This is a genomic window from Pseudomonas sp. RIT778 (assembly GCF_019718735.1).
In the GTDB taxonomy this organism is placed as follows: Bacteria; Pseudomonadota; Gammaproteobacteria; order Pseudomonadales; family Pseudomonadaceae; genus Aquipseudomonas; species Aquipseudomonas aphyarum.
On the sequence record NZ_JAIHBA010000038.1, the window covers coordinates 1 to 25714 of the forward strand.

General features: G+C 62.3%; 32 protein-coding genes. 13 read left to right on the forward strand and 19 right to left on the reverse strand.

Annotation, left to right across the window (positions count from 1 at the left end; all coding sequences use genetic code 11):
* Positions 1 to 590 (forward strand): ABC transporter permease (locus K5E37_RS24520; protein ID WP_221535381.1); only part of this gene is annotated, 590 nt, incomplete at its 5' end.
* Positions 591 to 705: 115 nt separating this feature from the next.
* The gene (rpoH, locus tag K5E37_RS24525) at positions 706 to 1560 is read left to right on the forward strand and encodes an RNA polymerase sigma factor RpoH (RefSeq protein ID WP_003229146.1); all 855 of its coding nucleotides are present in this window, start codon (positions 706 to 708) and stop codon (positions 1558 to 1560) included.
* A 70-nt stretch (positions 1561 to 1630) separates the two neighbouring features.
* On the opposite strand, the gene mtgA is transcribed toward rpoH, so the two are convergent.
* A complete protein-coding gene (gene mtgA, locus K5E37_RS24530; protein WP_085689595.1) occupies positions 1631 to 2353 on the reverse strand; it encodes a monofunctional biosynthetic peptidoglycan transglycosylase in 723 nt (240 codons plus the stop codon).
* Between the two features lie 74 nt (positions 2354 to 2427).
* On the opposite strand from mtgA, the gene K5E37_RS24535 reads away from it, so the two are divergent.
* The 4 genes from K5E37_RS24535 to trmB all read left to right on the forward strand — a co-directional run bounded on the left by K5E37_RS24535 (position 2428) and on the right by trmB (position 4671).
* Complete coding sequence (locus K5E37_RS24535; protein WP_221535382.1) at positions 2428 to 2808, forward strand: DUF423 domain-containing protein; 381 nt, start codon at positions 2428 to 2430, stop codon at positions 2806 to 2808.
* Positions 2809 to 2880: 72 nt separating this feature from the next.
* Complete coding sequence (thiS, locus tag K5E37_RS24540; RefSeq protein WP_007953386.1) at positions 2881 to 3081, forward strand: sulfur carrier protein ThiS; 201 nt, start codon at positions 2881 to 2883, stop codon at positions 3079 to 3081.
* A 60-nt stretch (positions 3082 to 3141) separates the two neighbouring features.
* Positions 3142 to 3936 (forward strand): thiazole synthase, encoded by a 795-nt coding sequence (locus tag K5E37_RS24545; RefSeq protein ID WP_007953385.1) that lies wholly within the window; start codon positions 3142 to 3144, stop codon positions 3934 to 3936.
* A 9-nt stretch (positions 3937 to 3945) separates the two neighbouring features.
* A complete protein-coding gene (gene trmB / locus K5E37_RS24550) occupies positions 3946 to 4671 on the forward strand; it encodes a tRNA (guanosine(46)-N7)-methyltransferase TrmB (RefSeq protein WP_221535383.1) in 726 nt (241 codons plus the stop codon).
* 144 nt (positions 4672 to 4815) lie between these two features.
* On the opposite strand, the gene K5E37_RS24555 is transcribed toward trmB, so the two are convergent.
* The 10 genes from K5E37_RS24555 to K5E37_RS24600 form a co-directional block, all read right to left on the reverse strand.
* Positions 4816 to 5139 carry a DUF3392 domain-containing protein gene (locus K5E37_RS24555; protein ID WP_007953368.1) on the reverse strand — a complete coding sequence of 108 codons (324 nt, stop codon included), beginning with the start codon at positions 5137 to 5139 and terminating at the stop codon, positions 4816 to 4818.
* Between the two features lie 19 nt (positions 5140 to 5158).
* Entirely contained in the window at positions 5159 to 6364 is a 1206-nt protein-coding gene (gene hemW / locus K5E37_RS24560) for a radical SAM family heme chaperone HemW (protein ID WP_085611979.1), read from the reverse strand.
* Positions 6361 to 6957 carry an RdgB/HAM1 family non-canonical purine NTP pyrophosphatase gene (gene rdgB, locus K5E37_RS24565; RefSeq protein ID WP_085605885.1) on the reverse strand — a complete coding sequence of 199 codons (597 nt, stop codon included), beginning with the start codon at positions 6955 to 6957 and terminating at the stop codon, positions 6361 to 6363. The genes hemW and rdgB overlap by 4 nt, the downstream gene beginning before the upstream one ends.
* Positions 6954 to 7388, reverse strand: a complete 435-nt coding sequence (locus tag K5E37_RS24570) for a DUF4426 domain-containing protein (RefSeq protein WP_127800412.1) — start codon at positions 7386 to 7388, stop codon at positions 6954 to 6956. Before K5E37_RS24570 ends, rdgB begins: the two co-directional genes overlap by 4 nt.
* 26 nt (positions 7389 to 7414) lie before the next feature.
* Positions 7415 to 8035, reverse strand: a complete 621-nt coding sequence (gene metW, locus K5E37_RS24575; RefSeq protein ID WP_007953362.1) for a methionine biosynthesis protein MetW — start codon at positions 8033 to 8035, stop codon at positions 7415 to 7417.
* Positions 8036 to 8042: 7 nt separating this feature from the next.
* Positions 8043 to 9182, reverse strand: coding sequence for a homoserine O-acetyltransferase (locus K5E37_RS24580; RefSeq protein WP_134022578.1), 1140 nt, complete (start codon positions 9180 to 9182; stop codon positions 8043 to 8045).
* A gap of 204 nt (positions 9183 to 9386) precedes the next feature.
* Positions 9387 to 9674: a DUF167 domain-containing protein gene (locus K5E37_RS24585; RefSeq protein ID WP_085605881.1), complete on the reverse strand. Its 288-nt coding sequence runs from the start codon at positions 9672 to 9674 to the stop codon at positions 9387 to 9389.
* On the reverse strand, positions 9671 to 10261 hold the full coding sequence (locus tag K5E37_RS24590; RefSeq protein WP_007953355.1) for a YggT family protein: 591 nt from the start codon (positions 10259 to 10261) through the stop codon (positions 9671 to 9673). Before K5E37_RS24590 ends, K5E37_RS24585 begins: the two co-directional genes overlap by 4 nt.
* A 10-nt stretch (positions 10262 to 10271) precedes the next feature.
* The gene (proC, locus tag K5E37_RS24595; protein WP_221535384.1) at positions 10272 to 11090 is read right to left on the reverse strand and encodes a pyrroline-5-carboxylate reductase; all 819 of its coding nucleotides are present in this window, start codon (positions 11088 to 11090) and stop codon (positions 10272 to 10274) included.
* A gap of 23 nt (positions 11091 to 11113) precedes the next feature.
* Positions 11114 to 11800 carry a YggS family pyridoxal phosphate-dependent enzyme gene (locus tag K5E37_RS24600; protein ID WP_221535385.1) on the reverse strand — a complete coding sequence of 229 codons (687 nt, stop codon included), beginning with the start codon at positions 11798 to 11800 and terminating at the stop codon, positions 11114 to 11116.
* Between the two features lie 56 nt (positions 11801 to 11856).
* Between K5E37_RS24600 and K5E37_RS24605 the strand changes: the two genes are divergently transcribed.
* Complete coding sequence (locus tag K5E37_RS24605; RefSeq protein WP_007953348.1) at positions 11857 to 12891, forward strand: type IV pilus twitching motility protein PilT; 1035 nt, start codon at positions 11857 to 11859, stop codon at positions 12889 to 12891.
* Positions 12892 to 13007: 116 nt separating this feature from the next.
* Here the strand turns inward: K5E37_RS24605 and K5E37_RS24610 are convergent, their stop codons facing one another.
* Positions 13008 to 13625 (reverse strand): C40 family peptidase, encoded by a 618-nt coding sequence (locus K5E37_RS24610; protein WP_007953345.1) that lies wholly within the window; start codon positions 13623 to 13625, stop codon positions 13008 to 13010.
* 249 nt (positions 13626 to 13874) lie between these two features.
* Between K5E37_RS24610 and K5E37_RS24615 the strand changes: the two genes are divergently transcribed.
* Positions 13875 to 14309, forward strand: a complete 435-nt coding sequence (locus K5E37_RS24615) for a TM2 domain-containing protein (protein WP_064600078.1) — start codon at positions 13875 to 13877, stop codon at positions 14307 to 14309.
* A 35-nt stretch (positions 14310 to 14344) separates the two neighbouring features.
* On the opposite strand, the gene K5E37_RS24620 is transcribed toward K5E37_RS24615, so the two are convergent.
* The 7 genes from K5E37_RS24620 to gshB all read right to left on the reverse strand — a co-directional run bounded on the left by K5E37_RS24620 (position 14345) and on the right by gshB (position 20256).
* Positions 14345 to 15616, reverse strand: coding sequence for a dihydroorotase (locus K5E37_RS24620; RefSeq protein ID WP_221535386.1), 1272 nt, complete (start codon positions 15614 to 15616; stop codon positions 14345 to 14347).
* Complete coding sequence (locus K5E37_RS24625; protein WP_007913665.1) at positions 15613 to 16617, reverse strand: aspartate carbamoyltransferase catalytic subunit; 1005 nt, start codon at positions 16615 to 16617, stop codon at positions 15613 to 15615. Before K5E37_RS24625 ends, K5E37_RS24620 begins: the two co-directional genes overlap by 4 nt.
* Positions 16618 to 16644: 27 nt before the next feature.
* Entirely contained in the window at positions 16645 to 17148 is a 504-nt protein-coding gene (gene pyrR / locus K5E37_RS24630) for a bifunctional pyr operon transcriptional regulator/uracil phosphoribosyltransferase PyrR (RefSeq protein WP_085646969.1), read from the reverse strand.
* Positions 17149 to 17229: 81 nt separating this feature from the next.
* Entirely contained in the window at positions 17230 to 17667 is a 438-nt protein-coding gene (gene ruvX / locus K5E37_RS24635; RefSeq protein WP_007953334.1) for a Holliday junction resolvase RuvX, read from the reverse strand.
* Positions 17667 to 18239 (reverse strand): YqgE/AlgH family protein, encoded by a 573-nt coding sequence (locus tag K5E37_RS24640; protein ID WP_221535387.1) that lies wholly within the window; start codon positions 18237 to 18239, stop codon positions 17667 to 17669. Before K5E37_RS24640 ends, ruvX begins: the two co-directional genes overlap by 1 nt.
* A gap of 59 nt (positions 18240 to 18298) precedes the next feature.
* Positions 18299 to 19198, reverse strand: coding sequence for an energy transducer TonB (locus K5E37_RS24645; RefSeq protein ID WP_007953332.1), 900 nt, complete (start codon positions 19196 to 19198; stop codon positions 18299 to 18301).
* A gap of 107 nt (positions 19199 to 19305) precedes the next feature.
* A complete protein-coding gene (gshB, locus tag K5E37_RS24650) occupies positions 19306 to 20256 on the reverse strand; it encodes a glutathione synthase (protein WP_221535388.1) in 951 nt (316 codons plus the stop codon).
* Between the two features lie 224 nt (positions 20257 to 20480).
* On the opposite strand from gshB, the gene pilG reads away from it, so the two are divergent.
* The 5 genes from pilG to K5E37_RS24675 form a co-directional block, all read left to right on the forward strand.
* Positions 20481 to 20885: a twitching motility response regulator PilG gene (pilG, locus tag K5E37_RS24655; protein ID WP_007953330.1), complete on the forward strand. Its 405-nt coding sequence runs from the start codon at positions 20481 to 20483 to the stop codon at positions 20883 to 20885.
* Between the two features lie 60 nt (positions 20886 to 20945).
* Positions 20946 to 21311, forward strand: coding sequence for a twitching motility response regulator PilH (gene pilH, locus K5E37_RS24660; RefSeq protein WP_007953328.1), 366 nt, complete (start codon positions 20946 to 20948; stop codon positions 21309 to 21311).
* A gap of 10 nt (positions 21312 to 21321) precedes the next feature.
* Entirely contained in the window at positions 21322 to 21861 is a 540-nt protein-coding gene (locus K5E37_RS24665; protein ID WP_007953327.1) for a chemotaxis protein CheW, read from the forward strand.
* Between the two features lie 13 nt (positions 21862 to 21874).
* Positions 21875 to 23935, forward strand: coding sequence for a methyl-accepting chemotaxis protein (locus K5E37_RS24670; RefSeq protein WP_115079501.1), 2061 nt, complete (start codon positions 21875 to 21877; stop codon positions 23933 to 23935).
* A 35-nt stretch (positions 23936 to 23970) separates the two neighbouring features.
* Positions 23971 to 25714 (forward strand): Hpt domain-containing protein (locus K5E37_RS24675; protein WP_221535389.1); only part of this gene is annotated, 1744 nt, incomplete at its 3' end.

The following is a 25714-nucleotide window of genomic DNA, read 5'->3' on the forward strand; positions in this document are numbered from 1 at the left end:
AGTCCGGATTGGGCGAAGCCCTGCGCGAGCTGCCGGAAAACCCGCTGCCGGGCGTGGTACTGGTGACGCCGAACGAGGTCGACAAGTCGACCCTGGAAGCATTAAGACAAAAACTTTCCGAGCTGCCCAAGGTACAACAGGCACAACTTGATCTAGTCTGGGTCGAGCGCCTGGCTGCCATTCTCAAGCTCGGTGACCGCTTTGTCTTCGGTCTGACGGTGTTGCTGGTTTCCGCATTACTTTTGGTGATAGGCAATACCATTCGTCTTCATATTGAAAACCGCCGCACCGAGATAGAAGTGATTAAACTCGTCGGCGGCACCGACAGCTATGTGCGTCGTCCCTTCCTTTATATGGGCGCGTTGTATGGCTTCGGTGCGGGGCTGTTGTCCTGGGGTGTGCTGGCGTTCGGCCTGAACTGGCTGAACGACGCGGTGGTTGGGCTGGCCGGCTTGTACGGCAGTGATTTCGCACTGGCCGGGGTGCCAGTTGCCGACGGTCTGTCGCTCTTGCTTGGCGCGGTGCTGTTGGGTTATATCGGTGCATGGATTGCAGTCGCACGTCATCTCAGGGAGCTGGCGCCGAAGTAGAATCTTTTTTTGCGCGTGATTGACCTTACGGTTTTTAGGGAACTTGTACTTGAGTTCCCGGTCAATTTTTCGCAGTGCCGAAAGGCGCGAGTATGTAAGTCGGAGGTTTTTTCGTATGACCAATTCTTTGCAACCTGCGTATGCATTGGTTCCGGGCGCAAACCTGGAAGCCTATGTACACACCGTCAACAGCATTCCATTGCTGACGCCGGAGCAGGAGCGTGAACTGGCCGAGAGTCTCTACTATGAGCAGGATTTGGGGGCGGCTCGGCAGATGGTGCTCGCCCACCTGCGGTTTGTCGTACACATCGCCCGTAGCTATTCCGGCTACGGTCTGGCTCAGGCTGACCTGATCCAGGAAGGTAACGTCGGCCTGATGAAGGCCGTGAAGCGTTTCAACCCGGAAATGGGCGTGCGTCTGGTGTCCTTCGCGGTGCACTGGATCAAGGCCGAGATTCACGAGTTCATCCTGCGCAACTGGCGGATCGTGAAAGTCGCGACCACCAAGGCCCAGCGCAAGCTGTTCTTCAACCTGCGCAGCCAGAAGAAACGTCTGGCCTGGCTGAACAACGAGGAAGTCCACCGTGTGGCGGAAAGCCTCGGCGTCGAGCCGCGTGAAGTGCGTGAGATGGAAAGTCGCCTGACCGGCCATGACATGGCCTTCGACCCGGCTGCGGAAGCGGACGACGACAGTGCTTTTCAGTCGCCGGCCAACTACCTGGAAGACCACCGGTACGACCCGGCGCGTCAACTGGAAGATGCCGACTGGAGCGACAACTCCAATCACAACCTGCACGAAGCGCTGGAAGTGCTGGACGAACGCAGTCGCGACATCCTCTACCAGCGCTGGCTGGCAGAAGAGAAAGCCACGCTGCACGACCTGGCGCAGAAGTACAACGTGTCGGCCGAGCGGATCCGTCAGCTCGAGAAGAGCGCGATGAACAAGCTCAAGTTGTCGATTGCCGCATAACCGGTAGTCCGACAATAAAAAACGCCCCGATCAGTGATGATCGGGGCGTTTTTGTTTGCCTGTCAGAAAGTCATTGGGCCCAGGGCGCGCGGCGCGAATCATTGAGTGTCAGCAAATAGCTGTCGCCACCCAGTTGGCTCATCTGCTGACGAATCCAGCCGGCCCGACGCGACACATAAGCGGTCGGATGACTGGCGCTCCAGACCCGGGGATTCGGCAGCACAGCCGCCAGATAACTCGCCTGCTGCCGGGACAGCGACTTGGCGCCTACGCCAAAGTGATGCCTTGCCGCCGCTTCGGCGCCGAACACGCCGTCATCCCACTCGACGCTGTTCAGGTACACCTCGAGAATCCGCTGCTTGGGCCAGAACACTTCGATCAGCGCGGTGAACCACGCTTCCAGGCCTTTGCGCAGATAACTGCGGCCGGACCACAAAAACAGGTTCTTCGACACTTGCTGACTCAGGGTGCTGGCGCCGCGAATCGAGCCGCCGAGTTCGTTGTGGGCCAGTGCGGCCTTGATCGCACTCAGGTCAAAACCCCAGTGCTCGGGGAATTTCTGGTCTTCGCCGGCAATCACCGCGACCTTCAGGTCATCGGAGATCTCGTCCCACGGCTTCCAGGTGCGTTGCAGATCGATCGGCTCGCCGTCGACCCAGGATTCGATCTTGCGCTCGACCATCAGCGCCGTGCCCGGTGGCGGCACGAAGCGAAACACCAACACCAGCAATACGCTGCCGCCCGCGAACCAGAGCAGGGCCTTCGTGAAACGACGGAGAAATAAACGCAGCATAGAGATGGCTTGGCCGAACCGGTTGAGCGGGCCATTATACAGACCCTGCCGATCGAGTCTGACTGGAGTTCTACATGCTGCGTAGCTTTCTGATGCTGGCTGCCTTCTTTGGTTTCACTGGTGTCGGCCTCGGCGCATTCGCCGCCCATGGCCTGAAAAACCGCCTGACCCCGGAGTATCTGGCGATCTTCCACACCGGCGTCACCTACCAGTTGGTGCACGCACTTGCGCTGTTCGGCGTGGCGCTGCTGGCCACCCAGTTTCAGGGGCGTCTGGTCGCCTGGGCCGGCATTTCGTTCACCGTCGGTATCCTGCTGTTCTCCGGCAGCCTGTACCTGCTGACCACCATCGGCATCGGCAAGCTCGGCATCATCACCCCGTTCGGCGGCCTGGCGTTCCTGATCGGCTGGCTGTGCCTCGGACTCGCCGCCTGGCGCCTGCAGCCAACCGCTTGACGCTTGGTGCTGACCTTTAGGTCATGATCGGGCTAGAATGCCACCCCCTAAAAAGTGATGGCGGCGTTGCGCATGCGCATTCAGTTGAACGGTGAATCCTTTGAACTGCCCGACGGTGAAACCGTTGCGGCCCTGCTGACCCGTCTGGATCTGACCGGACGCCGCGTCGCGGTCGAACTCAATCTGGATATCGTCCCGCGCAGCCAGCATGCCGACACCACTTTGAACGACGGCGACAACGTCGAAGTGGTGCATGCCATCGGCGGCGGCTGATCACCAGGCCTGCAAGGGCCGAGAATTCTGCAAGACCCTCACCCCAACAGAGGATTCCCCATGAGCATCGTTCGTAGCGACAAGCCTTTCGTTCTGGCCGGTCGTACTTACCAGTCGCGTTTGCTGGTCGGTACCGGCAAGTACCGTGACATGGAAGAAACCCGTCTGGCCATCGAAGCCTCGGGTGCCGAGATCGTCACCTTCGCCGTGCGCCGCACCAACCTGGGCCAGATCGAAGGCGAGCCGAACCTGCTCGAAGTGCTGTCGCCGGATCGCTACACCTTCCTGCCGAACACCGCCGGCTGCTACGACGCTGTCGAAGCCGTGCGCACCTGCCGTCTGGCTCGTGAGCTGCTCGACGGCCACAACCTGGTGAAGCTGGAAGTGCTGGCCGACCAGAAAACCCTGTTCCCCAACGTGATCGAAACCCTCAAGGCCGCCGAAGTGCTGGTCAAGGAAGGCTTCGACGTGATGGTTTACACCAGCGATGACCCGATCATCGCCCGGCAACTGGCGGAAATCGGCTGCATCGCGGTCATGCCGCTGGCCGGCCTGATCGGTTCGGGCCTGGGGATCTGCAACCCGTACAACCTGCAGATCATCCTCGAAGAAGCCAAGATCCCGGTGCTGGTGGATGCCGGTGTCGGCACCGCTTCCGACGCCACCATTTCCATGGAGCTGGGCTGTGACGCGGTGCTGATGAACTCGGCCATCGCCCACGCCCAGCAGCCGATCATGATGGCCGAAGCCATGAAACACGCGATCGTCGCGGGCCGCCTGGCCTACCTCGCCGGCCGCATGCCGAAAAAACTCTATGCCAGCGCCTCTTCGCCGCTGGATGGTCTGATCAAGTAAGAGCTATTGATGACTGAATCGAACGACACGCCAATCCAGACGGAAGAAGGCGACGAGCGCCAACACCGCCGCATCAAGAGTTTCGTGATGCGCGCCGGGCGCATGACCGAAGGCCAGCAGCGCGGCCTGGATCAGGGCGCGCCGAAGTTCGTCCTGCCGCTGGCCGATGCGCCGGTGGATTACGACCAGGTGTTCGGCCGTTCCGCGCCGCGTTCGCTGGAGATCGGTTTCGGCATGGGCCATTCGCTGCTGGAAATGGCCGCCGCTGCGCCGGAACAGGATTTCATCGGTGTCGAGGTTCACCGTCCGGGTGTCGGCGCGCTGCTCAATGGCGTGCTGACTCAGGGCCTGACCAACCTGCGGGTCTACGATTGCGACGCGATCGAAGTACTCAACCGCTGCATCGCCGACAACAGCCTCGATCGCCTGATGCTGTTCTTCCCGGATCCGTGGCACAAGAGCCGCCACCACAAGCGCCGTATCGTTCAGGCGTCCTTCGCTGAACTGGTGCGCAGCAAGCTGAAAGTCGGCGGCGTCCTGCACATGGCCACCGACTGGGAACCGTACGCCGAATACATGCTGGAAGTGATGAACGTCGCTCCGGGCTATCGCAACCTCGCCGAAGACGGCAAGTGCGTACCGCGCCCGGCCGAACGCCCGATCACCAAGTTCGAACGCCGCGGCGAACGTCTTGGGCATGGCGTGTGGGATCTGAAGTTCGAAAAACAGTCGTAAGTACTGCGCAGTGATCGTTCCCACGTCGAGGCGTCGAACCGTCTGCGTGGGAATGCCTCAATGGACGCTCCGCGTCCGCTTCGGGGGACGCAGAGCGTCCCGGGCTGCATTCCCACGCAGAGCGTGGGAACGAGCACGTGAGATTCAGCGGCGATCCGCGACCACGCCAATCAACACCAGCACCACCAACAACACCGGCGCCAGGCTGTAGTTGTTGAACTGGCTCAGCCCCTTCACCACCCACGGCGTCGCGTAGATCAGCGCTGCGCCGCTGCCGATCAGGCACAGCAGGGCCATCAGCGGGACGCGCAGGGCGCCGGCGATGCTGCCCAGGCGTTGCTCGACCCAGGCCTTGAAGTCAGCGCCGAACAGCACCAGCAGACAGCCCACCAGGGCCAGCGCGATTTCCGAGAGGTTGCTGCGGCTCCAGCGGGACACGGTGGCGAGCAGGTCGAGTATCAAATCCATGCGGTTTCCTTAAGAGCGGTCAGCTCAGAAATTTCTGCAGCAAGTCGTTGAGGAACAGTTGTCCGCGCTCGGTGGCCGCCAGACGTGACGGTTCGACCTGCAACAGACCGCTTTGTTCGGCCTCGCGCCGGTGTTCGTCGAGGCTCTCCAGCGGCAGGCCGGTGCGCTCCGGATACAGGCGCGATTCGACGCCGGCGGTCAGGCGCAGGGCGTTCATCAGGAACTCGAACGGCATCTCGTCGTTGGTCAGGGCTTTCTCGCCGGCCTGGAAGCTTTTGGCCGGGTTGAGGTAATCCTTCGGCAGGCGCGTCTTCCAGGTGCGCACGATGCGCCCGTCCGGGTGACTGAGCTTGCCGTGGGCGCCGGCGCCGATGCCGATGAAGTCGCCGAAGCTCCAATAATTTAGGTTGTGTCGCGCCGGGCGACCCGGTTGGGCATAGGCCGACACTTCGTACTGCGCGTAACCGTGTTCGGCCAGCAGCGCCTGTCCGGCCTCTTGAATGTCCCACAGCGTGTCGTCTTCCGGCAGCACTGGCGGCTGGTTCCAGAACACGGTGTTCGGCTCCAGTGTCAGCTGATACCAGGAAATGTGCGTCGGCTTCAGCTCGATCGCCTGGCGCAGATCGCTCAGGGCATCGTCCAGCGACTGGTCCGGCAAACCATGCATCAAGTCGAGGTTGAAGTTATCGAACCCGGCCTGGCGCGCCATGCCGGCGGCGCGTACCGCTTCGTCGCCATTGTGGATGCGGCCGAGGGCCTTGAGCTTTTCCTGCTGGAAACTCTGGATGCCGATCGACAGGCGATTGATCCCCAGTTTGCGGTAGGCGACGAACTTCTCTTGCTCGAAGGTCCCGGGGTTGGCTTCCAGGGTGATTTCGATGTCGTCGGCAAACGGAATGCGCTGTTTCACGCCTTCCAGCAAGCGGCCCAGGGCTTCGGCACTGAACAGGCTCGGGGTGCCGCCGCCAAAGAAGATCGAACTCAATTCGCGGCCATACACCGCGTGCAGATCCTGATCGAGGTCGGCCAGCATCGCGTCGACGTATTCCTGCTCCGGCAACACCGGGCTGGCGGTGTGGGAGTTGAAGTCGCAATAGGGGCATTTGCGCACACACCACGGGATGTGGATGTACAGCGCCAAGGGCGGCAGCGTCGGCAACGGCGCCCGAGGCGAGGAGGCGGCGCCGCCGATAATCAGCGACGACGCGGAGGAGCTATCGGTCATTTCAAGCCCAGACGCTGGCGCAGCAGATCCATTGCACGGGCGCGGTGGCTGATCTGGTTCTTGTCGCTCGGGCTCAGTTCGGCGCTGGACACGTTACGCTCCGGCACCCAGAACAGCGGGTCGTAACCGAAACCGTGCTCACCGCTGGCAGCGGTCAGGATGCGCCCGTGCCACAGACCTTCGCAGAGGATCGGCAGCGGATCGTCGGCGTGACGCACCAGCGCCAGCACGCAGACGAACTGCGCGCCACGCTCGGCTTCAGGCACATCCTTCAAGGCATCGAGCAGCTTGGCGTTGTTCGCCGCGTCGCCCTTGCCGTCGGCGTAGCGCGCCGAGTAGATGCCCGGCGCACCGTTGAGGAAGTCCACCGCCAGACCCGAATCGTCGGCCAGCGCCGGCAGCCCGGAGATGCGAGCGGCATTGCGCGCCTTGAGGATCGCGTTCTCGACGAACGACAGACCGGTTTCTTCCGGCTCCACGCTGCTGAATTCGCCGATTGAGCGCAGTTGCACCGAATCGCCGAGCATGGCCTGGAGTTCCTTGAGCTTGCCGGCGTTATGGCTGGCCAGTACGAGTTGCTTGAGATTGATCATTGGCCAGGGAAAAGCTCTTGGTTGAAATTGATGATGTTGATCTTGTCGCCGGTCTGCACCTTGATTTCAAAGGTGCGGGTTTCCTGCTGCTCCACCGGGTATTGGGCGATGTAGTAGATCGCGCCCTGTTCGGTGATCTGGCGGAAAGTCAGCGGCACGCTCTGGCTGGTCAGGTCTTTGACGGTGCCGGTGACCTGGGCGATCAGCGGTTTGCCGTCCTTGATCACCGAGACATTGATCACGCCCTGGTTCTTGCTGCGGATCAGCTCGGCAGCCTTGGCGATGTCCGGCGTCAGGAAGGTCGAGTTGAAGGTGTTGTAATGCACGGTGACATCACCGAACACTTCCTTGCGTTCGCCCTTGATGGCATCGGCGGCCACGGCCGACAGGCTCAGGCAGGCGGCCAATAGCGCGGTAATCAAGCGTCCCATGTTCGTTCTCCTCGCAATGTCGTGGTTCAGACCGCGATTCTGTGATCCGCAAGCCCCGGGCTGCTGACGCGGTAGATACCGATCTCACCTAATAGATTAGGCCATAGCTTACTGGCCCACCCGTGGCGGTGCTGTTGATCCACGGCAAGCCGATCAATGACCTTCGCCTCACGTTCGCGACAAAGTTCTTCAAAGTCTTCGAAGGTGCAGAAGTGAATGTTCGGCGTGTTGTACCAGGTGTACGGCAGGAATTCCGACACCGGCATCCGGCCCTTGCTCGCCAGGTACCAGCGGCAGCGCCAGTGACCGAAATTCGGGAACGTGATGATGCACTGGCGTCCGACCCGCAGCATTTCGTCGAGGATCTTGTCCGGGTAATGCACGGCTTGCAGGGCCTGGGTCATCACCACGATGTCGAAGCTGTTGCTGGCGAAGTTGCCCAGGCCTTTGTCCAGATCCTGCTCGATGACGTTGACGCCCTTGGCCACGCACTGCGCGATGTTGTCCGCGTCGTTTTCCAGGCCATAGCCGGTGACCTGCTTGTGGTCGCGCAGCCAGGTCAGCAACTCGCCGTCACCGCAACCGAGGTCGAGCACGCGGCTGCCGGCGGGGATCCATTCCTGGATGATTTCCAGATCAGCTCTCATGGCTTTCTCACAACGTAATGCGGTTCATGTAATTGCCGAACGCCTGCAAATAACGCGGGATCGGAATCAGGAAGGCGTCGTGGCCTTGCGGCGCGTCGATTTCCAGGTAGCTGACGTCCTTGCGTGCGGCCATCAACGCGTCCACCAGTTCCCGCGAGCGGGCCGGGGAGAAGCGCCAGTCGGTGGTGAACGACATCACGCAGAATTTGGCTTTCGCACCTTCGAAGGTTTTCGCCAGGTTATCGTTGAAGTTCGCCGCCGGATCGAAGTAGTCCAACGCTTTGGTCATCAACAGATAGGTGTTGGCATCGAAGCGACCGGAGAACTCTTCGCCCTGATAGCGCAGGTAGCTTTCGACCTGGAACTCGACGCTGTGGAAGTCGTAGTTGAGCTTTTCGCTCTTCAGGCCACGGCCGAATTTCTCGCCCATGGAGTCGTCGGACAGGTAAGTGATGTGTCCGACCATCCGCGCCAGCATCAGGCCGCGTTTGGGGATCACGCCCTGTTCCTGGAACGAGCCGCCGTGGAATTCCGGGTCGGTGAGGATCGCCTGGCGCGCCACTTCATTGAAGGCGATGTTCTGCGCCGACAGCTTGGGGGCCGAGGCGATGGCCAGGCAGTGGCGAACGCGATCCGGGTACGTGATGGTCCATTGCAGCGCCTGCATGCCGCCCAGGCTGCCGCCGATCACCGCGGCCCACTGGCCGATGCCGAGCAGGTCGGCCAGGCGTGCCTGGCTGTGCACCCAGTCTTCCACGGTCAGCACCGGGAAGTCGGCGCCGAACGGCTTGCCGGTTTCCGGGTTGAGGCTGCTCGGGCCGGTGGAGCCGTTGCAACCGCCGAGGTTGTTCAGGCTGACCACGAAGAACTTGTTGGTGTCGATCGGTTTGCCGGGGCCGATGCAGCTGTCCCACCAACCGGGCTTGCGGTCGTCGACGCTGTGGTAACCCGCAGCGTGGTGGTGGCCGGACAGGGCGTGGCAGATCAGCACGGCGTTGCTCGCTTGCGCGTTCAGCGTGCCGTAGGTTTCGTAGATCAGGTCATAATCGGCCAGCGAACGGCCGCAGGCCAGGGCCAGCGGTTCGCTGAAGTGCGCCGTTTGCGGCGTCACCAGACCAACAGAATCGGGGGGAAAGGCAGCTGGCATCGACCCTGCTCTCGTTGAAATGAGGCGTAAGTCTAAAGACCGGTGGGGTTAGCGGCAAGCAACGATCAGGCCTGATTTGCGCTCGTTCCCACGCTCTGCGTGGGAATACCTCATTGGACGCTCCGCGTCCGCTTCGGCGGGGGACGCGGAGCGTCCCGGGATGCGTTCCCACGCGGACGGTTCGACGCCTCGACGTGGGAACGATCAGCGGACTAGTCCGGGCAAATCCGGCAATTTCTTCGGCGAGCAAATCTTCACCCGCTTCTGCCGGTTCAACTCACCGCTGAGCAAACTGACCTGGCTCTTGGAAACCCCAAAAGTCTTGGCCAGAAATCCCATCAGATAGGCATTGGCCTTGCCCTCGACCGGCGGGGCGGTCAGGCGGATCTTCAGGCGATCGCCGTGCAGCCCGCAGAAATCATCGCTGCGGGCGGCCGGTTGCAGGTGACATTCCAGAATCAGGTCGTCACCGTCCCAGCGAAACCAGCTCACATCAGCAGGCGCAGGATTTCCGGCATCATCGTCATCGCCGCGAGGTTGTTGATCACCAGCATGTCGATCAGCTTCAGCACGAGGAAGGCGAAGATCGGCGACAGGTCGAGACCGCCGAGGTTCGGCAGAATGCGGCGGAACGGCGCCAGGGCCGGTTCACAGATCTGGTTCACCAGCTCGGCGCCCGGATTGTGGCTGCCCGGTGCGACCCAGGACAGGATGATGCTGATGATCATGGCCCAGAAGAAAATCTTCAGGAACAGTGCCGTCACGCCGATCAGCGACCAGATCAGCAGTTGCAGCGGGTTGCCGGTGGTGCCGTAGGTCAGCAGCAGGGTCAGCGCCATCAGCGCCAGTTGCACGAGAATCGCCAGCACCAGCGACGACATGTCGAGGCCGAACATGCTCGGGATGATCCGGCGCAGTGGCTTGAGCAGCGGCTGGGTGGCCTTGACCACGAACTGGCACAGCGGGTTGTAGAAGTTCGCCCGCACCAGTTGCAGGACGAAGCGCAGCAGCACGATCAGCAGGTACAGGCTGCCGAGGGTTTGCAGCACGTAGACCGCTGCGGTGTTCAATCCAATCATGTAAGGCTCCTTATTTGCCCAGTTGTTCGGCCATTTCGGCCGAGCGGTGCGCGGCGGCGCCGAGTGCTTTTTCCACCAGGGCTTCGAAGCCGCCGGCCTGGAACGATTTGATCGCAGCTTCAGTGGTGCCGGCCGGGGAGGTCACGCGGCGGCGCAGTTCGGCAGCGTCGACGTCGCTGGACACGGCCATGTGCGCGGCGCCCAGAGCGGTCTGCAGAGTCAGTTGCTCGGCGGTTTCCTTCGGCAGGCCGAGTTTGACGCCGGCGGCAGTCATGGCTTCGATCAGCAGGAAGAAGTACGCCGGGCCGGAACCGGAGACCGCAGTGACCGCGTCCAGTTGCTGCTCTTCGTTCAGCCACAGGGCGATGCCCACGGCGGACAGCAGCTCTTCAGCCTGCTGGCGTTGTTCGGCACTCACTGCGCCGGTGGCGTACAAACCGCTCACGCCCTGACGCAGCAGCGCCGGGGTGTTCGGCATGCAGCGCACGATCGGTTGCTCGCCCAGCCAGGCAGTCATGCTGGCGCAGGTGATGCCGGCGGCGATGGAGACCACCAGTTGATTCGGTTTCAGGCTCGGGCGAATCGCTTCGCACACGGCTTTCATGGCCTGTGGTTTGACTGCCAGCACGACAACGTCGGCACCGTCGATGGCCTGGGTGTTGTCGGCGAAGGTTTCGATGCCGTGTTCGGCGCTGACCCGGTTGCGGGTTTCTTCGCCCGGATCGCTGGCGCGAATCCGTGCAGCTTCCAGACCCTTGGCCCGCAGGCCGCCGATCAGGCTGGCGGCCATGTTGCCGGCACCGATAAAGGCAATACGTGTGTTGCTCATGTCAGGTCCTTATCTGGAAATGTTCAAGATTGGGAATAGTCGCGGGCGCCGAACAGGGCCGTACCGATACGGACCCAGGTCGCGCCCTGGGCAATGGCCGACTCGAGGTCGTGGCTCATGCCCATGGAAAGTGTGTCGAGCGGCAGATCGAGGCTGGCCTGCAACTTCTGAACGGCGGCGAATGCAGCGTCCTGCTCGGCGCGATCGTCGGTCGGCTCGGGAATCGCCATCAACCCGCGCAGCTTCAGGCGCGGCAGGGCGCTGATGGCCTGGGCCAGGGCTGGCAGATCCTGCGGCGTGCAGCCGGACTTGCTGGCTTCACCGCTGACGTTGACCTGAATGCAGATGTTCAGTGGCGGCAGATCCGCCGGGCGTTGTTCGGACAGGCGTTGGGCGATTTTCAGACGATCCACGGAGTGCACCCAGGCGAAATGCTCGGCAATCGAGCGGGTCTTGTTCGACTGAATGGGGCCGATGAAGTGCCAGATCAAGGGCAGGTCGGCCACTTCGAGCTGCTTGCCCAATGCCTCTTGCAGGTAGTTCTCGCCGAAGTCGCGCAGGCCGGCGGCGTAAGCTTCGCGCAGGGCTTCGGCCGGTTTGGTCTTGCTCACGGCCAGCAGCTGGACGCTGTCTTCGCTGCGATTGGCAGCTTGGGTCGCTGCCTGGATGCGCGAACTAACCTGGAGAATGTTGTCTGCTATCGTGGACATCAAGAGGCGCCAGCGGTCTGAAGGTTCGCGGCATTCTACTGGAATTGAGGGACGCTATGGATATCACTGAACTGCTGGCCTTCAGCGCCAAACAGGGCGCTTCCGACCTGCACCTGTCGGCCGGTCTGCCGCCGATGATCCGCGTGGATGGCGATGTGCGGCGGATCAATCTGCCGGCGCTGGATCACAAGCAAGTACACGAGCTGATCTACGACATCATGAACGACACCCAGCGGGTGGACTTCGAGAAACATCTGGAAACCGACTTTTCCTTCGAAGTCCCCGGCGTGGCGCGCTTCCGGGTCAATGCCTTCAACCAGAACCGGGGTGCCGGCGCGGTGTTCCGGACCATCCCGTCGAAAGTGCTGAGCATGGAAGACCTCGCCATGGGCGACGTCTTTCGCAAGATCACCGATGCGCCGCGCGGGCTGGTGCTGGTGACCGGGCCGACCGGTTCCGGCAAGTCCACAACCCTGGCGGCAATGATCGATTACCTCAACACCCATCGCCATCACCACATCCTGACCATCGAAGATCCGATCGAATTCGTCCACGAATCGCGCAAATGCCTGATCAATCAGCGCGAAGTCCATCGCGATACCCGCAGTTTCGCCACTGCGTTGAGATCAGCACTGCGTGAGGATCCGGACGTGATCCTGGTGGGCGAGATGCGAGATCTGGAAACCATCCGCCTAGCGCTCACCGCGGCCGAGACCGGGCACCTGGTGTTCGGCACCTTGCACACCACGTCGGCGGCCAAGACCATCGACCGGGTGGTGGACGTGTTCCCCGGGGACGAAAAGTCCATGGTGCGCTCGATGCTCTCGGAGTCGTTGCTGGCGGTGGTGTCGCAGACGCTGATCAAGAAGATCGGCGGCGGCCGGGTGGCGGCGCACGAGATCATGCTGGGCACGTCGGCGATCCGTAACCTGATCCGCGAGGACAAGGTGGCGCAGATGTACTCGGCGATACAGACCGGCGGCTCGCTGGGGATGCAGACACTCGACATGTGCCTGAAGGATCTGGTGACCAAAGGCTTGATCAGCCGCGAGCATGCGCGGGAAAAGGCGCGTACGCCGGATAACTTCTAGGCAAAAAAAATCGCAGCCCGTGGGCTGCGATTTTGATCGTTCCCACGCTCTGCGTGGGAATGCCTCAATGGACGCTCTGCGTCCGCTTTGAGACGCGGAGCGTCAAACGAACTAGCTCAGCGCTGAACGACGCGCATCTGCCCTTGTTCTTTCGGCAATACGCGTTTGGCCACCACGTAATGCTTTTCCCAGTACGGCTTGTTCAGCGTGTCGATGCTCACCGACTTGCCGCGCCGTGGTGCATGGATGAAACGGTCGTTGCCCAGGTAGATGGCAACGTGATTGACGCGACGGCTCTTGATGTTGAAGAAAATCAGGTCGCCCGGCTTCAGGTCCTTGCGTTCGACTTTCTCGCCGTGACCGCTGGCCATGGCGTTCGAGGTGCGTGGTAGGTCGAACGTGGCGTCGTTGAACGCGTATTTCACCAGACCGCTGCAGTCGAAGCCTTTACTCGGGCTGCTGCCGCCCCAACGGTATGGCGTACCGAGGACGTTTACCGCGCGACTGAGGACGTTGCTGCTTTCCTTGGTCGCCATCGGTGGCACCAGCTTGCTGCGGCCGTTGCTGCTCAGCGTGGTGTGTTTGACCTGTTTGCCTTTGTTCGAAGGAGCAGAGGCATGGGATTTAGGGGTGAAACCGTTAACGTTTGGAAGACGTTGCTCACGATTGGTGGCGTGGGCGGCCAGTGGCATTAATAGGCAAATGGTTAGCCATGTCTTGAAAAATGGACGCATTAGGCAGGGCTCTTGGTGTGTTAGCGCGCAACTTTATAACAGCTTTTTTGTCACTTCCGAGGCCGTTGGTCGATTCAATCGGGTGCCAACGGAACCAAATAAGCGGCAAAAAGACGCAATTGTCGGACAGAAGTCCGGTGCTATAAGGCTTTGACGGGAGACACGGTAGCATTTGCCATACGTCGGCTACCTGTAAAAAAGTCACAAAGAATTAAAAAATATTTATCTATCGCGTGTATCGAGGTCTTAATGAACGGCTATCAGCTGCCCCGTGTGAAGGAAAAAGACACCCATAGCAAGGTGATCGGCTACCTGTTGTGGATTTTCGGTTTCACAGGCTCTCACCGCTTCTATTACGGCAAACCGGTGACCGGCACGATCTGGTTTTTCACCTTCGGGTTGCTGGGGATCGGCTGGCTGATCGACGTATTCCTGATCCCGGCGATGGATCGCGAAGCCGACCTGCGATTCGCCGCGGGCCCTATCGAATACAACGTGGCGTGGATTCTCCTTACCTTCCTCGGCGCGCTCGGTGTGCACCGGATGTATCAGGGCAAGTGGATCAGCGGATTGGTGTACCTGCTGACCGGCGGGTTGTTCTTTCTGGGGGTGCTGTATGACTTCTGGACGCTGAACGATCAGGTGTCGGTGCGTAACGCCGAAGGGCGGGGCGCCTTTCAGTAAGTGATGGCGAGGGAGCTGGCTCCCTCGCCATTTTTTTACGCCTGATGGCTGATCCGGCCATCCACCAAGGTGTAACGCACCACACCCGGCAGGCTATGGCCGAGGAACGGGCAGTTCTCGCCCTTCGACAGCCAGGTTTCGCCGGCAACGGTCGAGGCCTTCGGATCGAACAGCACGATATCCGCTGCGCCACCCACCGCCAGTTTGCCCACCGGCAGGCGCAGGGCCTCGGCCGGGCCGGCGCTCAGGCGGGCCAGCAGGGTCGGCAGGTCCAGCAGACCATCCTCCACCAGCGTCATCGCCAGCGGCAGCAGCAGTTCGACGCTGCTGATGCCCGGCTCGGTCGCGCCGAACGGTGCCAGTTTGGCATCGCGCTCGTGGGGCTGGTGATGGCTGGAAATCGCCGAGACCACGCCGGACTTCACCGCTTCACGCAGACCGTCACGGTCGGCGCGGGTGCGCAGCGGCGGTTGCACGTGATACAGGCTGCTGAAGTCGATCAGCGCTTCGTCCGTCAGGATCAGCTGATACAGGGCGACATCCGCCGTGACTTTCAAACCACGGGCCTGAGCCTGAGCGATCAGGGCCACGCCGCGAGCGCTGGTCAGCTGGCTGAAGTGCGCGCGCACGCCGGTCTGCTCGACCAGCAGCAGATCCCGGGCCAAAGCCACGGTTTCCGCAGTTTCCGGGATGCCCGGCAGGCCGAGGAAACTGGCGGTGGCGCCTTCGTGGGCCAGGCCGCCGTCGGCGAGGTCGTGATCCTGCGAGTTGAAAATCACCGTCAGGTCGAAGGTCGCCGCGTAATCCAGCGCCCGGCACAGGGTGCGGGTGTTGCGGAAACTCTCCAGACCGTTGCCGAACGCTACGCAACCGGCGTCGCGCAGGGCGACCAACTCGGCCAGTTGTTCACCATCCAGACCTTTGCTCAGCGCGCCGATCGGGAACACCTTGGTGTTGCCCGCCTCGCGGGCGCGGTCGAGGATCAGTTCGGCCACGGCGGAGGTGTCGAGCACCGGTTTGGTTTTCGGCGGGCAGCACAGGCTGGTCACGCCGCCGGCCGCAGCGGCGCGGGTTTCGCTGGCGATGGTGCCTTTGCGGCTGTAGCCCGGCTCGCGCAGGGCTACGTTGAGGTCGACCAGCCCTGGAGCGGCCACCAGACCTTGGGCATCAATGGTTTCGACGGCGGTGAAACCGGCCGGTGCAGCGCCGAGGGCGACGATCTTGCAGGCTTCAACGTGAATATCGGTGATTTGATCCAGGCCGCTGCTTGGATCGATGACGCGGGCGCCGAGAATGCTGAGCTTCACTGGGCGTTCTCCTGCTCGAATTGACGCTGCGCTGTTTGTCCGCTCATGGCCATCGACAGCACGGCCATACGGATCGCGATGCCGTAGGTGACTTGATTGAGGATCACCGAGTGCGGGCCGTCGGCCACCGCCGACTCGATCTCCACGCCGCGGTTGATCGGCCCCGGGTGCATGACGATGCAATCGGGCTTGGCGCCGGCCAGGCGCGCGGTGGTCAGGCCGAACAGGCGGTAGAACTCGCCTTCGCTCGGCAGCAGGCCGCCGGTCATGCGCTCACGCTGCAGGCGCAGCATGATCACCACGTCGACGTCTTTCAGGCCTTCGGTCATGTCGGTGTAGACCTTCACGCCGTACTGCTCGATGCCGATCGGCAGCAGGGTCTTCGGTGCGATCACGCGGATGTCCGGGCAACCGAGGGTCTTCAGGGCGAGCATGTTCGAGCGCGCCACCCGCGAGTGCAGGATGTCGCCGACGATGGCTACCGAGAGGTTCTCGAAACCGCCCTTGTGGCGGCGGATGGTCAGCATGTCGAGCATGCCCTGGGTCGGGTGGGCGTGCCGGCCGTCGCCGCCGTTGATGATCGCCACTTGCGGGCAGACATGTTCGGCGATGAAGTGCGCAGCGCCCGAGTCGCCGTGGCGCACGACGAACATGTCGGCGGCCATGGCTTCCAGGTTGCGCAGGGTGTCGAGCAGGGTTTCGCCCTTGCTGGCCGACGAGGTCGACACGTTCAGGGTGATCACGTCCGCCGACAGCCGCTGGGCCGCCAGTTCGAAGGTGGTGCGGGTGCGGGTCGAGTTTTCGAAGAACACGTTGCACACGGTCTTGCCGCGCAGCAACGGGACCTTCTTCACGGCCCGGGCACCGACTTCGAGGAACGAGTCGGCGGTGTCGAGGATTTCCGTCAGCAACTCGCGGCGCAGGCCGTCGAGCGAGAGGAAGTGGCGCAGCTGGCCCTGATCATTGAGCTGCAGCGGGCGCTTGGTATCTAGAGGCGTCATCGCGAGGGGGACTCTCAATAGGGCGGATTAAAGGGCAAGGTCTTGCAGTTCGAGGGCCAGCTCCGGCCCGGACAGCTTGACCCGCTCGTGGGCGGCCAGCGACAGGGTCGCGCCGACCACGTTCGGGCGGATCGGCAGTTCGCCGGCGTCCAGGTCCAGCAGGCAGACCAGCGTCACGCTGGCCGGGCGGCCGTAGTCGAACAGTTCGTTCATGGCGGCGCGGATGGTCCGGCCGCTCATCAGTACGTCGTCGATCAGCACCAGATGCTGGCCTTCGATTTCGAAGGGCAGGGCGGACGGGCGCACCTGCGGGTGCAGGCCGTTCTGGCTGAAGTCGTCGCGGTAGAAGGAAACATCCAGCGTGCCCAATGGCGCGTCGCTGCCCAGCTCTGCGAGCAGGGCCTGGGCGACCCAGACGCCGCCGGTGCGGATGCCGATGTAACGCGGTTCGCTGATCTCACGCTGGGCAAGGTGCGCCTTGAGGCGGGTCGCCATCTGGCTGATCAGATCGGCGGGATTGGGCAGGCTCATGGTTGCTCCTTCTTGGGGTCGAGCCGGTTCTCGCGAACCGTGGCTCGGGTTGTAACCAAAAGAAAAGCGCCGTAGCGCTTGTCAGGATTCAAATAGTGCGGTGTTTTCGTCGAGCCAGCCTTGCAGCAGCAGGGCGGCGGCGATGGCGTCCACCGGGTTGTCGCGGTAGCTGCCTTTCTGTCCGCCGCGCACCAGTCGCTCGCCCTTGGCTTCGAAGGTCGTCAGGCGCTCATCGTGGGTATAGAAAGGCAGGTTGAAGCGGCCGTTGAGGCGGCGGGCGAATTTCTCGGCGCGGGCGCACATCTCGCTGGGCGTGCCGTCCATGTTCAGCGGCAGGCCGACCACCACGGCGTCGGGTTTCCATTCCTTTATCAGGGCTTCGACCTGATTCCAGTCCGGCACACCGTTTTGCGCCTTCAAGGTGCACAGTTCGCGAGCCTGGCCGGTAATCACCTGGCCGACCGCCACGCCGATCTGTTTGGTGCCGTAGTCGAAGCCGAGGATCAGGCGCAGGGCCATCAGGCGTGTCCTGCCTGGCTGGTCAGCAGGCTGAGGTTGATCCCCAGGTGCTTGGCCGCCGCTTCCAGGCGCAGTTCACTGCTGGTGTTGAACAGGATATCGGCGTCGTACGGGCAGGTCAGCCAGGCGTTGTCGGCCAGTTCGGCCTCCAGCTGACCGGCTTCCCAACCGGCATAACCGAGGGTGATGACACTTTTGGTCGGGCCTACGCCGTCGGCGATGGCGAACAGCACGTCCTGCGAGGTGGACAGGGCCAGATCGCCCTCCAGCTCGACGGTAGCCTGGAACGTCTTGCCCGCCGGGTGCAGGACAAAACCGCGATCGGTCTGCACCGGGCCGCCGATGAAGATCGGCACATGCTGGCACAGCGCTGGCGGATCGATGTCCGGGCGCAATTGTTCGAGGATGTCGGCCAGATTCAGCTCTTGCGGTCGGTTGACCACCAGCCCCATGGCGCCATTGGCCGTGTGCTCGACGATGTAGGTCAAGGTGTGGGCAAAGTTCGGGTCGGCCATGTGTGGCATGGCGATCAGGAAGTGATGCTTGAGGTAGCTGGGGCTGACGTTTTTCATGTGCGCTAGTGTGGCGTTCGGGGGGCGAACTGACAAGCTGGAGCGGGCAAAAGATCGACTCAGTTACTGGACAACCGGTCGCCCCGGGCGAATTTCCAGGTGCGGATGATTTCCAGACGGTCGATGTCCGACAGGTCCCCGGTAAACGGTGCAAACGGTGCCGCCAGACGCACGATCCGCTGCGCCGCCTGATCCAGCAGTGGCTGGCCGGAAGACTCCAGCACCAGCACTTCATACAGCGAGCCGTCGCGGTTGATCGACACCATCAGGCGCAGATTGCCGTAGATCTGCTTGCGCCGGGCTTCGTCGGGGTAATTGAGGTTGCCGATGCGCTCGACCTTCTTGCGCCACTCGTCCTTGTACCAGGCGCCCTTGTCGCGCATGGTCGACGCGGCGCTCAGGCGGTGGATGCGCGGGCGCTTGGCGTACAGCTGTTGTTCGTTGGCCAGTTCGGCTTCGAGGCTGGCGATGTCGCTGGAGAGCTGCGAGCTGTCGAAGGTCGGGGCATCGACCGTCGGTTTGGTCTCGGTCTTCGCTTCTTCTTTCTTGGTCGGCGCCTTTTTCGGTTTCGGCGCGACGGTGGTCACGGCCGCCTTGGGCGCGGCTTCCTGCACTTCCGGCTTGGCGGCGGGCGGTGGGGTGACTTTCTTGACCTGGTTGTCCTGGAACGGCGCGACCTCGGTGGTCTTGGGGATCGCCTTCTTGTCGAGGGTGCCGCTGCCTTCCTGGTTTTCCTGGGCGAGGAAGTCAGCCTTCGCCGGCTTCTTTTCGCTCTTGAAGGTGGCGAGGGTGATTTCCAGGGTTTTGCTGATCTGCTTGGGCTCGACCATGGTGAAACCCACGCCGAGCAGCAGCGCCAAATGGATCAGCGCCGCGAGAAACAGGGTAAATCCGAGGCGATCGACCGGGCGCACGCCTTTATGGGCGAGTTCAGCGGGCAGATCGGACGGAAGTGTCATGACAAGAAAACCAACATCGCGTTTTTCACAGGCCGCGCATGATAACGCAATGTTGGTTTCACGCCTTTAGCTTCAAGCATCAAGCGACAGGCTGCATGTGATGCACATCAAGCTTGCAGCTTTTTCTCGATGGCATCCATCAGCAGGCCGCCGATGTCGGTGCCGAAGGCATTGTCGATTTCGCGGATGCAGGTCGGGCTGGTGACGTTGATTTCGGTCAGGTGCTCGCCAATCACGTCCAGGCCGACGAACAGCAGGCCTTTTTCGCGCAAGGTCGGGCCAACCTGGGCGGCGATCCAGCGATCCTTGTCGGTCAGCGGGCGAGCTTCGCCACGGCCGCCGGCCGCGAGGTTGCCACGGGTTTCGCCTTGGGCCGGAATCCGCGCCAGGCAGTAATCCACCGGCTCGCCGTCGATCATCAGGATGCGCTTGTCGCCGTCCTTGATCGCTGGCAGGTAGGCCTGCCCCATGATCTGCTGGGCACCGAGGGCGGTCAGGGTTTCCAGGATCACCGACAGGTTCGGATCGCCGGCGCGGTGACGGAAAATCGAGGTGCCGCCCATGCCGTCCAGCGGCTTGAGGATCACGTCGCCGTGTTTGGCGGCGAATTCACGCAGCACGTCGGCGCGGCGGCTGACCACGGTCGGCGGCGTGCACTGCGGGAACAGCGTGGCGAACAGCTTTTCGTTGCAGTCGCGCAGGCTCTGCGGCTTGTTGACCACCAGCACCCCGGCGGACTCGGCCTGTTCGAGCAGGTAGGTGGAGTAGACGAACTCCATGTCGAACGGCGGATCCTTGCGCATCAGGATCACGTTCAGGTCGCTGAGCGGCGAATCCTGCTCGGTGCCCAGTTCGAACCATTTTTCCGGGTTGGCGAAGACTTTCAGCGGCTTCATCCGCGCCCGTGCCTGGCCTTCGCCCTGATAAAGGTCTTTCTGTTCCATATAGAACAGTTCCCAGCCGCGCTTCTGCGCCGCCAGCAGCATGGCCAGCGAGCTATCCTTTTTATAGGAAATGCTGGCGATAGGGTCCATGACAATCCCGACGCGAACGCTCATTAGGTTTTCCTCGAAAATTGGCTACCGGATCGGTATGAAAAAAGTGCCGCCAGAGTGGCGCCGGGCGGGTTTTCGGTCAAGGAAAAACCCGTCGATAGATTGCGTCTGGAGACTGTGCTAAAAAGGCTCCCAGCCGTGCTGGCCCTTGAGCATCAAGGGTTTCCAGCCATCAGTCATCGCAAAACGGACAAATTGATTCGCAAAGGCGACGGTAGAGCCCCCTTATGGAACAGCAGTCCAGCGCCTTGAAGGTCATGGTGATCGACGACTCGAAAACGATTCGTCGCACCGCCGAGACCCTGTTGAAAAATGCAGGGTGCGAAGTCATCACCGCGATCGACGGTTTTGACGCCTTGGCGAAGATCGCCGACCACCATCCCGGGATCATCTTTGTCGACATCATGATGCCGCGTCTGGATGGTTATCAGACCTGCGCTTTAATCAAGAACAACAACGCGTTCAAGGGCACGCCGGTGATCATGCTGTCGTCCCGGGACGGGCTGTTCGACAAGGCCAAGGGGCGGATTGTCGGTTCCGATCAATTTTTGACCAAGCCTTTCAGCAAGGAAGAACTGCTCGACGCGATCTCGGCCCATGTTCCGGGCTTCGCTGCCGCTTTGCCGCAGTAAGACACGCACAGAGACGCTCGGCCAGCGGGCCCGGTGTCGACAAGAAAAATGGGGAAGACCATGGCACGTATCCTGATCGTCGATGATTCGCCGACCGAAATGTACAAACTCACCGGCATGCTGGAAAAGCACGGGCACGAAGTGCTGAAAGCCGAAAACGGCGCCGACGGCGTGGCCCTGGCCCGCCAGGAAAAACCCGACGCGGTGCTGATGGATATCGTCATGCCCGGCCTCAACGGCTTTCAGGCTACCCGTCAGCTGACCAAGGACGCGGAAACCAGCCACATCCCGGTGATCATCATCACCACCAAGGATCAGGAAACCGACAAGGTCTGGGGCACCCGCCAGGGCGCCAAGGACTACCTGACCAAACCGGTCGACGAAGACACGCTGATCAAGACCCTGAACAACGTGCTGGCCGGTTGATCGCGCCGCCATGAGCGAATCGCTGACCGCGTTCGAACTGTTGTGGCAGATCGACCAGCGCTGTCGCCTGCTGGCGGCGGACCTGCCGTCGCAACCGGCGCGCCAGGATCGCTGGAGCGGCATCGGCTTTCGTCTGGGCGAGCACTGGTACGTCACGCCGATGGGCGAAGTCAGCGAAGTGCTGCCCGAACTGCGCGTCACCCAGTTGCCGGGCGTCAAACCGTGGGTCAAGGGTGTGGCCAACCTGCGCGGACGGCTGTTGCCGGTCATGGACCTGTGCGGATTCTTCGGCCATGAACTGTCACCGATGCGCAAACAGCGGCGGGTACTGGTGGTAGAGCATCAGGACGTGTTTGCCGGTTTGCTGGTCGATGAAGTCTTCGGCCTGCAGCACTTCGAGCAGGACAGTTTCGAATCCGTCTCGATCAGTAAACGGCAAGGCTCCAAGGGCGAGTTCATCAAGGGTTATTTCCGGCGCGAGCAGAACTGGCGGGTGTTCAGCCTGTTTGCGCTGGCGCAGTCACCGAGTTTCATGCACGTCGCGGTTTAACAGGCGAGGACCGATGATCAAAGCAAAAACAGGCAAGCCCGCAGAAGGCTCGCGCAGCCGCTCGCAGATCATCGTGCTGTTCATCGCACTGATCGTGTTCATCATGCTGCTGTTCGCCAACTTCGCTTACCTCAACACCCAGGCCAACTACGACAAGCAGTACATCGGCCACGCCGGCGAGCTGCGGGTGCTGTCGCAGCGGATCGCCAAAAACGCCACCGAGGCTGCCGCCGGCAAAGCCGCCGCGTTCAAACTGTTGAGCGATGCGCGCAACGACTTCGCCCAGCGCTGGGGCTACCTGAAGAAAGGCGACCCGGCCACCGGCCTGCCGCCGGCGCCGTCCACCGTGCGCCCGGAAATGCGCGCCGTGCAGCTGGACTGGGAACGCCTGCTGAAAAACACCGACGCGATTCTCTCCAGCGAACAGACCGTGCTATCGCTTCATCAGGTGGCCGCGACTCTGGCCGAAACCGTGCCGCAATTGCAGATCGAATACGAAAAGGTCGTGGAAATCCTCCTGCAACGCGGTGCGCCGGCGGCGCAGGTGGCGATGGCCCAGCGTCAGTCGCTGCTGGCCGAACGGATTCTCGGCGCGGTCAACACCGTGCTCTCGGGTGATGAGAACTCCCAGCAGGCCGCCGACGCCTTTGGTCGCGATGCCGCACGCTTCGGTCAGGTGCTTAACGGCATGCTGCAGGGCAACCCGGCGCTGAAGATCAGCCAGGTCGAAGACCGCGACGCCCGCGCTCGCTTGAGCGAGATTTCCGAACTGTTCCAGTTTGTCTCCGGTTCGGTAGATGAAATCCTCGAAACCTCGCCGGAGCTGTTCAAGGTCCGTGAGTCGGCCACCAATATCTTCAGCCTGTCGCAGACCCTGCTTGACGAAGCCTCGCACCTGGCCAGCCGTTTCGAAAACCTCGCCGGCGGGCGCAATACCGACACCATCGGCGGTTATGTGCTGGGCCTGCTGGCGCTGGCTTCGATCATCCTGATCGGCATGGTCATGGTCCGGGAAACCAACCGTCAGTTGCGCGAAACCGCCGAGAAAAACGAGCGCAACCAGAACGCGATCATGCGCCTGCTCGACGAGATCGAAGACCTCGCTGACGGCGACCTGACCGTAACGGCCTCGGTGACCGAAGACTTCACCGGGACCATCGCCGACTCGATCAACTATTCCGTCGACCAGTTGCGCGATCTGGTGGCCACCATCAACCTCACCGCCGGCCAGGTCGCCGCTGCGGTGCAGGAAACCCAGGCCACCGCCATGCACCTGGCCCAGGCCTCGGAGCATCAGGCCCAGCAGATTTCCGAAGCCTCGACCGCGATCAGCGACATGGCCCAATCCATCGATCAGGTGTCGGCCAACGCCGCTGAATCCTCGGCGGTGGCCGAGCGATCAGTGGAGATCGCCAACAAGGGCAACGAGGTGGTGCACAACACCATCCACGGCATGGACAACATCCGCGAACAGATCCAGGACACCGCCAAGCGCATCAAGCGTCTGGGCGAGTCGTCCCAGGAAATCGGCGACATCGTCAGCCTGATCGATGACATTGCCGACCAGACCAACATCCTCGCCCTCAACGCGGCAATTCAGGCGTCGATGGCCGGTGACGCCGGGCGCGGTTTTGCCGTGGTGGCCGACGAAGTGCAACGGCTGGCCGAGCGCTCGTCCGCCGCGACCCGACAGATTGAAACGCTGGTGCGGGCGATCCAGACCGACACCAACGAAGCCGTGATTTCCATGGAGCAGACCACCACCGAAGTGGTGCGCGGCGCGCGGCTGGCGCAGGATGCCGGTGTGGCCCTGGAAGAAATCGAAGGCGTGTCCAAGACCCTTGCGGCGCTGATCCAGAGCATTTCCAACGCGGCGCAGCAGCAGACGTCTTCGGCCGGGCAGATTTCCCTGACGATGAATGTGATCCAGCAGATCACCTCGCAGACCTCGTCCGGCTCCACGGCCACCGCCGAGAGCATCGGCAACCTGGCGAAAATGGCCAGCCAGTTGCGGCGCTCGGTGTCCGGGTTCACCTTGCCGGCGGCGCCTGCGCCCGTCGCGGACAAGGCGTGAGGCCTGCGGGCGAGTCCATGTCGAGCGGAGTGGTTATGGGTGACCGGCACGACTACGTGGCCCTCGAATGGGTCAAGGGTGAAATCGCCGAGACGCTGAGGCAGGCGCATCAGGCTATCGAAGCCGTGCTCGACGATCCGCAGTCGGTGCCGGGGCTGGACGAGTGCCTGGCCTGCATCCATCAGGTGCACGGCAGTCTGCAGATGGTCGAGTTCTACGGCGCGGCACTGCTCGCCGAAGAGATGGAACACCTGGTCGAAGCGTTGCAGAACGAACGCGTCAGCCACCGTGACGAAGCGCTGCACTTGCTGTTGCAGGCGCTGGGTCAGTTGCCGATTTATCTCGACCGCGTGCAGGGCGCCCGCCGTGATTTGCCGCTGGTGGTGCTGCCGCTGATCAACGATTTGCGCAGCGCCCGGGGCGAAAGCCTGTTGTCGGAAACCAGCCTGTTCAGCCCGCAGTTGCCCGAGCTGGCGCCGCTGGGCGAGGAAACCCTGGCGCTGCTGGAACCGGCAGAGCTGCCCAATGTGCTGCGTAAATTACGCCAGATGCTGCAAATGGCGCTGGTCGGATTGCTCCGCGAACAGGACGACCAGACGCACCTCGCTTATCTGGCCAAGGTCTTTACCCGTCTTGAAGCACTCAGCGGTAACTCGCCGCTGAGCCCGTTGTGGCAGGTCGCCTCGGCACTCGTCGAGGGCATGCGCGAAGGGCGTATCGCCAACAGCCCGGCCCTGCGCAGCCTGTTCAAGGACGCCGACAAGGAACTCAAGCGCCTGCTCGAACAGGGCATGCGCGGCCTCAACCAGCCGCCACCGCCTGAACTGCTGAAAAGCCTGCTGTTTTATATCGCCAAAGCCGAACATCCCACCGGGCAGATGCTGACCATGAAAGATCGCTACTCCCTGGACGACGCGCTGCCCGACAGCGCGATGGTCGACGAAGAACGCGCGCGCCTGGCCGGCCCCGACCGCGATGCCATGCGCTCGGTGCTCGCGGCGCTGTGCGAAGAGCTGGTGCGGGTCAAAGAGCGCCTCGACCTGTTCGTGCGCAGCGACCGCCAGCACGCCTCGGACCTGGACAGCCTGCTGGCGCCGCTGCGGCAGATCGCCGACACCCTCGCGGTGCTCGGTTTCGGCCAGCCGCGCAAGGTGATCATCGATCAACTGGCGGTGGTGCTCAGCCTTGCGCAGGGTCAGCGTGAGCCGAACGACGCCACGCTGATGGACGTCGCCGGCGCCTTGCTCTACGTCGAAGCGACGCTCGCCGGGATGGTCGGCACGGTGGAACCGGAGAGCCCCGAGGACTCGCGCCTGCCGACTACCGACCTGACGCAGATTCATCAGATCGTGATCAAGGAAGCGCGCATCTGCCTGCAACAGGCCAAAGACATGATCGTCGACTACATCGACGCCGACTGGGATCGCCAGCAACTGCAAAGCCTGCCGGCGCTGCTGACCCAGGTGCGCGGCGCGCTGGCGATGATCCCGCTGGCGCGTGCGGCAAGCCTGCTCGAAGCCTGCAACGGATTTATCCGCGAACATCTGTTGCTCGACCCTCACGAGCCGGGCTGGCAGCAACTCGACAGCCTCGCCGACGCCATCACCAGCCTCGAGTATTACCTCGAACGCCTGACCGACGACCCGCAGGCACCGAGCGAGCATTTGCTGGATATCGCGCAGAAAAGCCTCGCCAGTCTCGGTTTCTTTCCTGACGAACAGCCCGGCGAGCCGCATGTCCCGGTGCTCGATGATGTTCTCAGCCCCAGCGAAGCGCTGG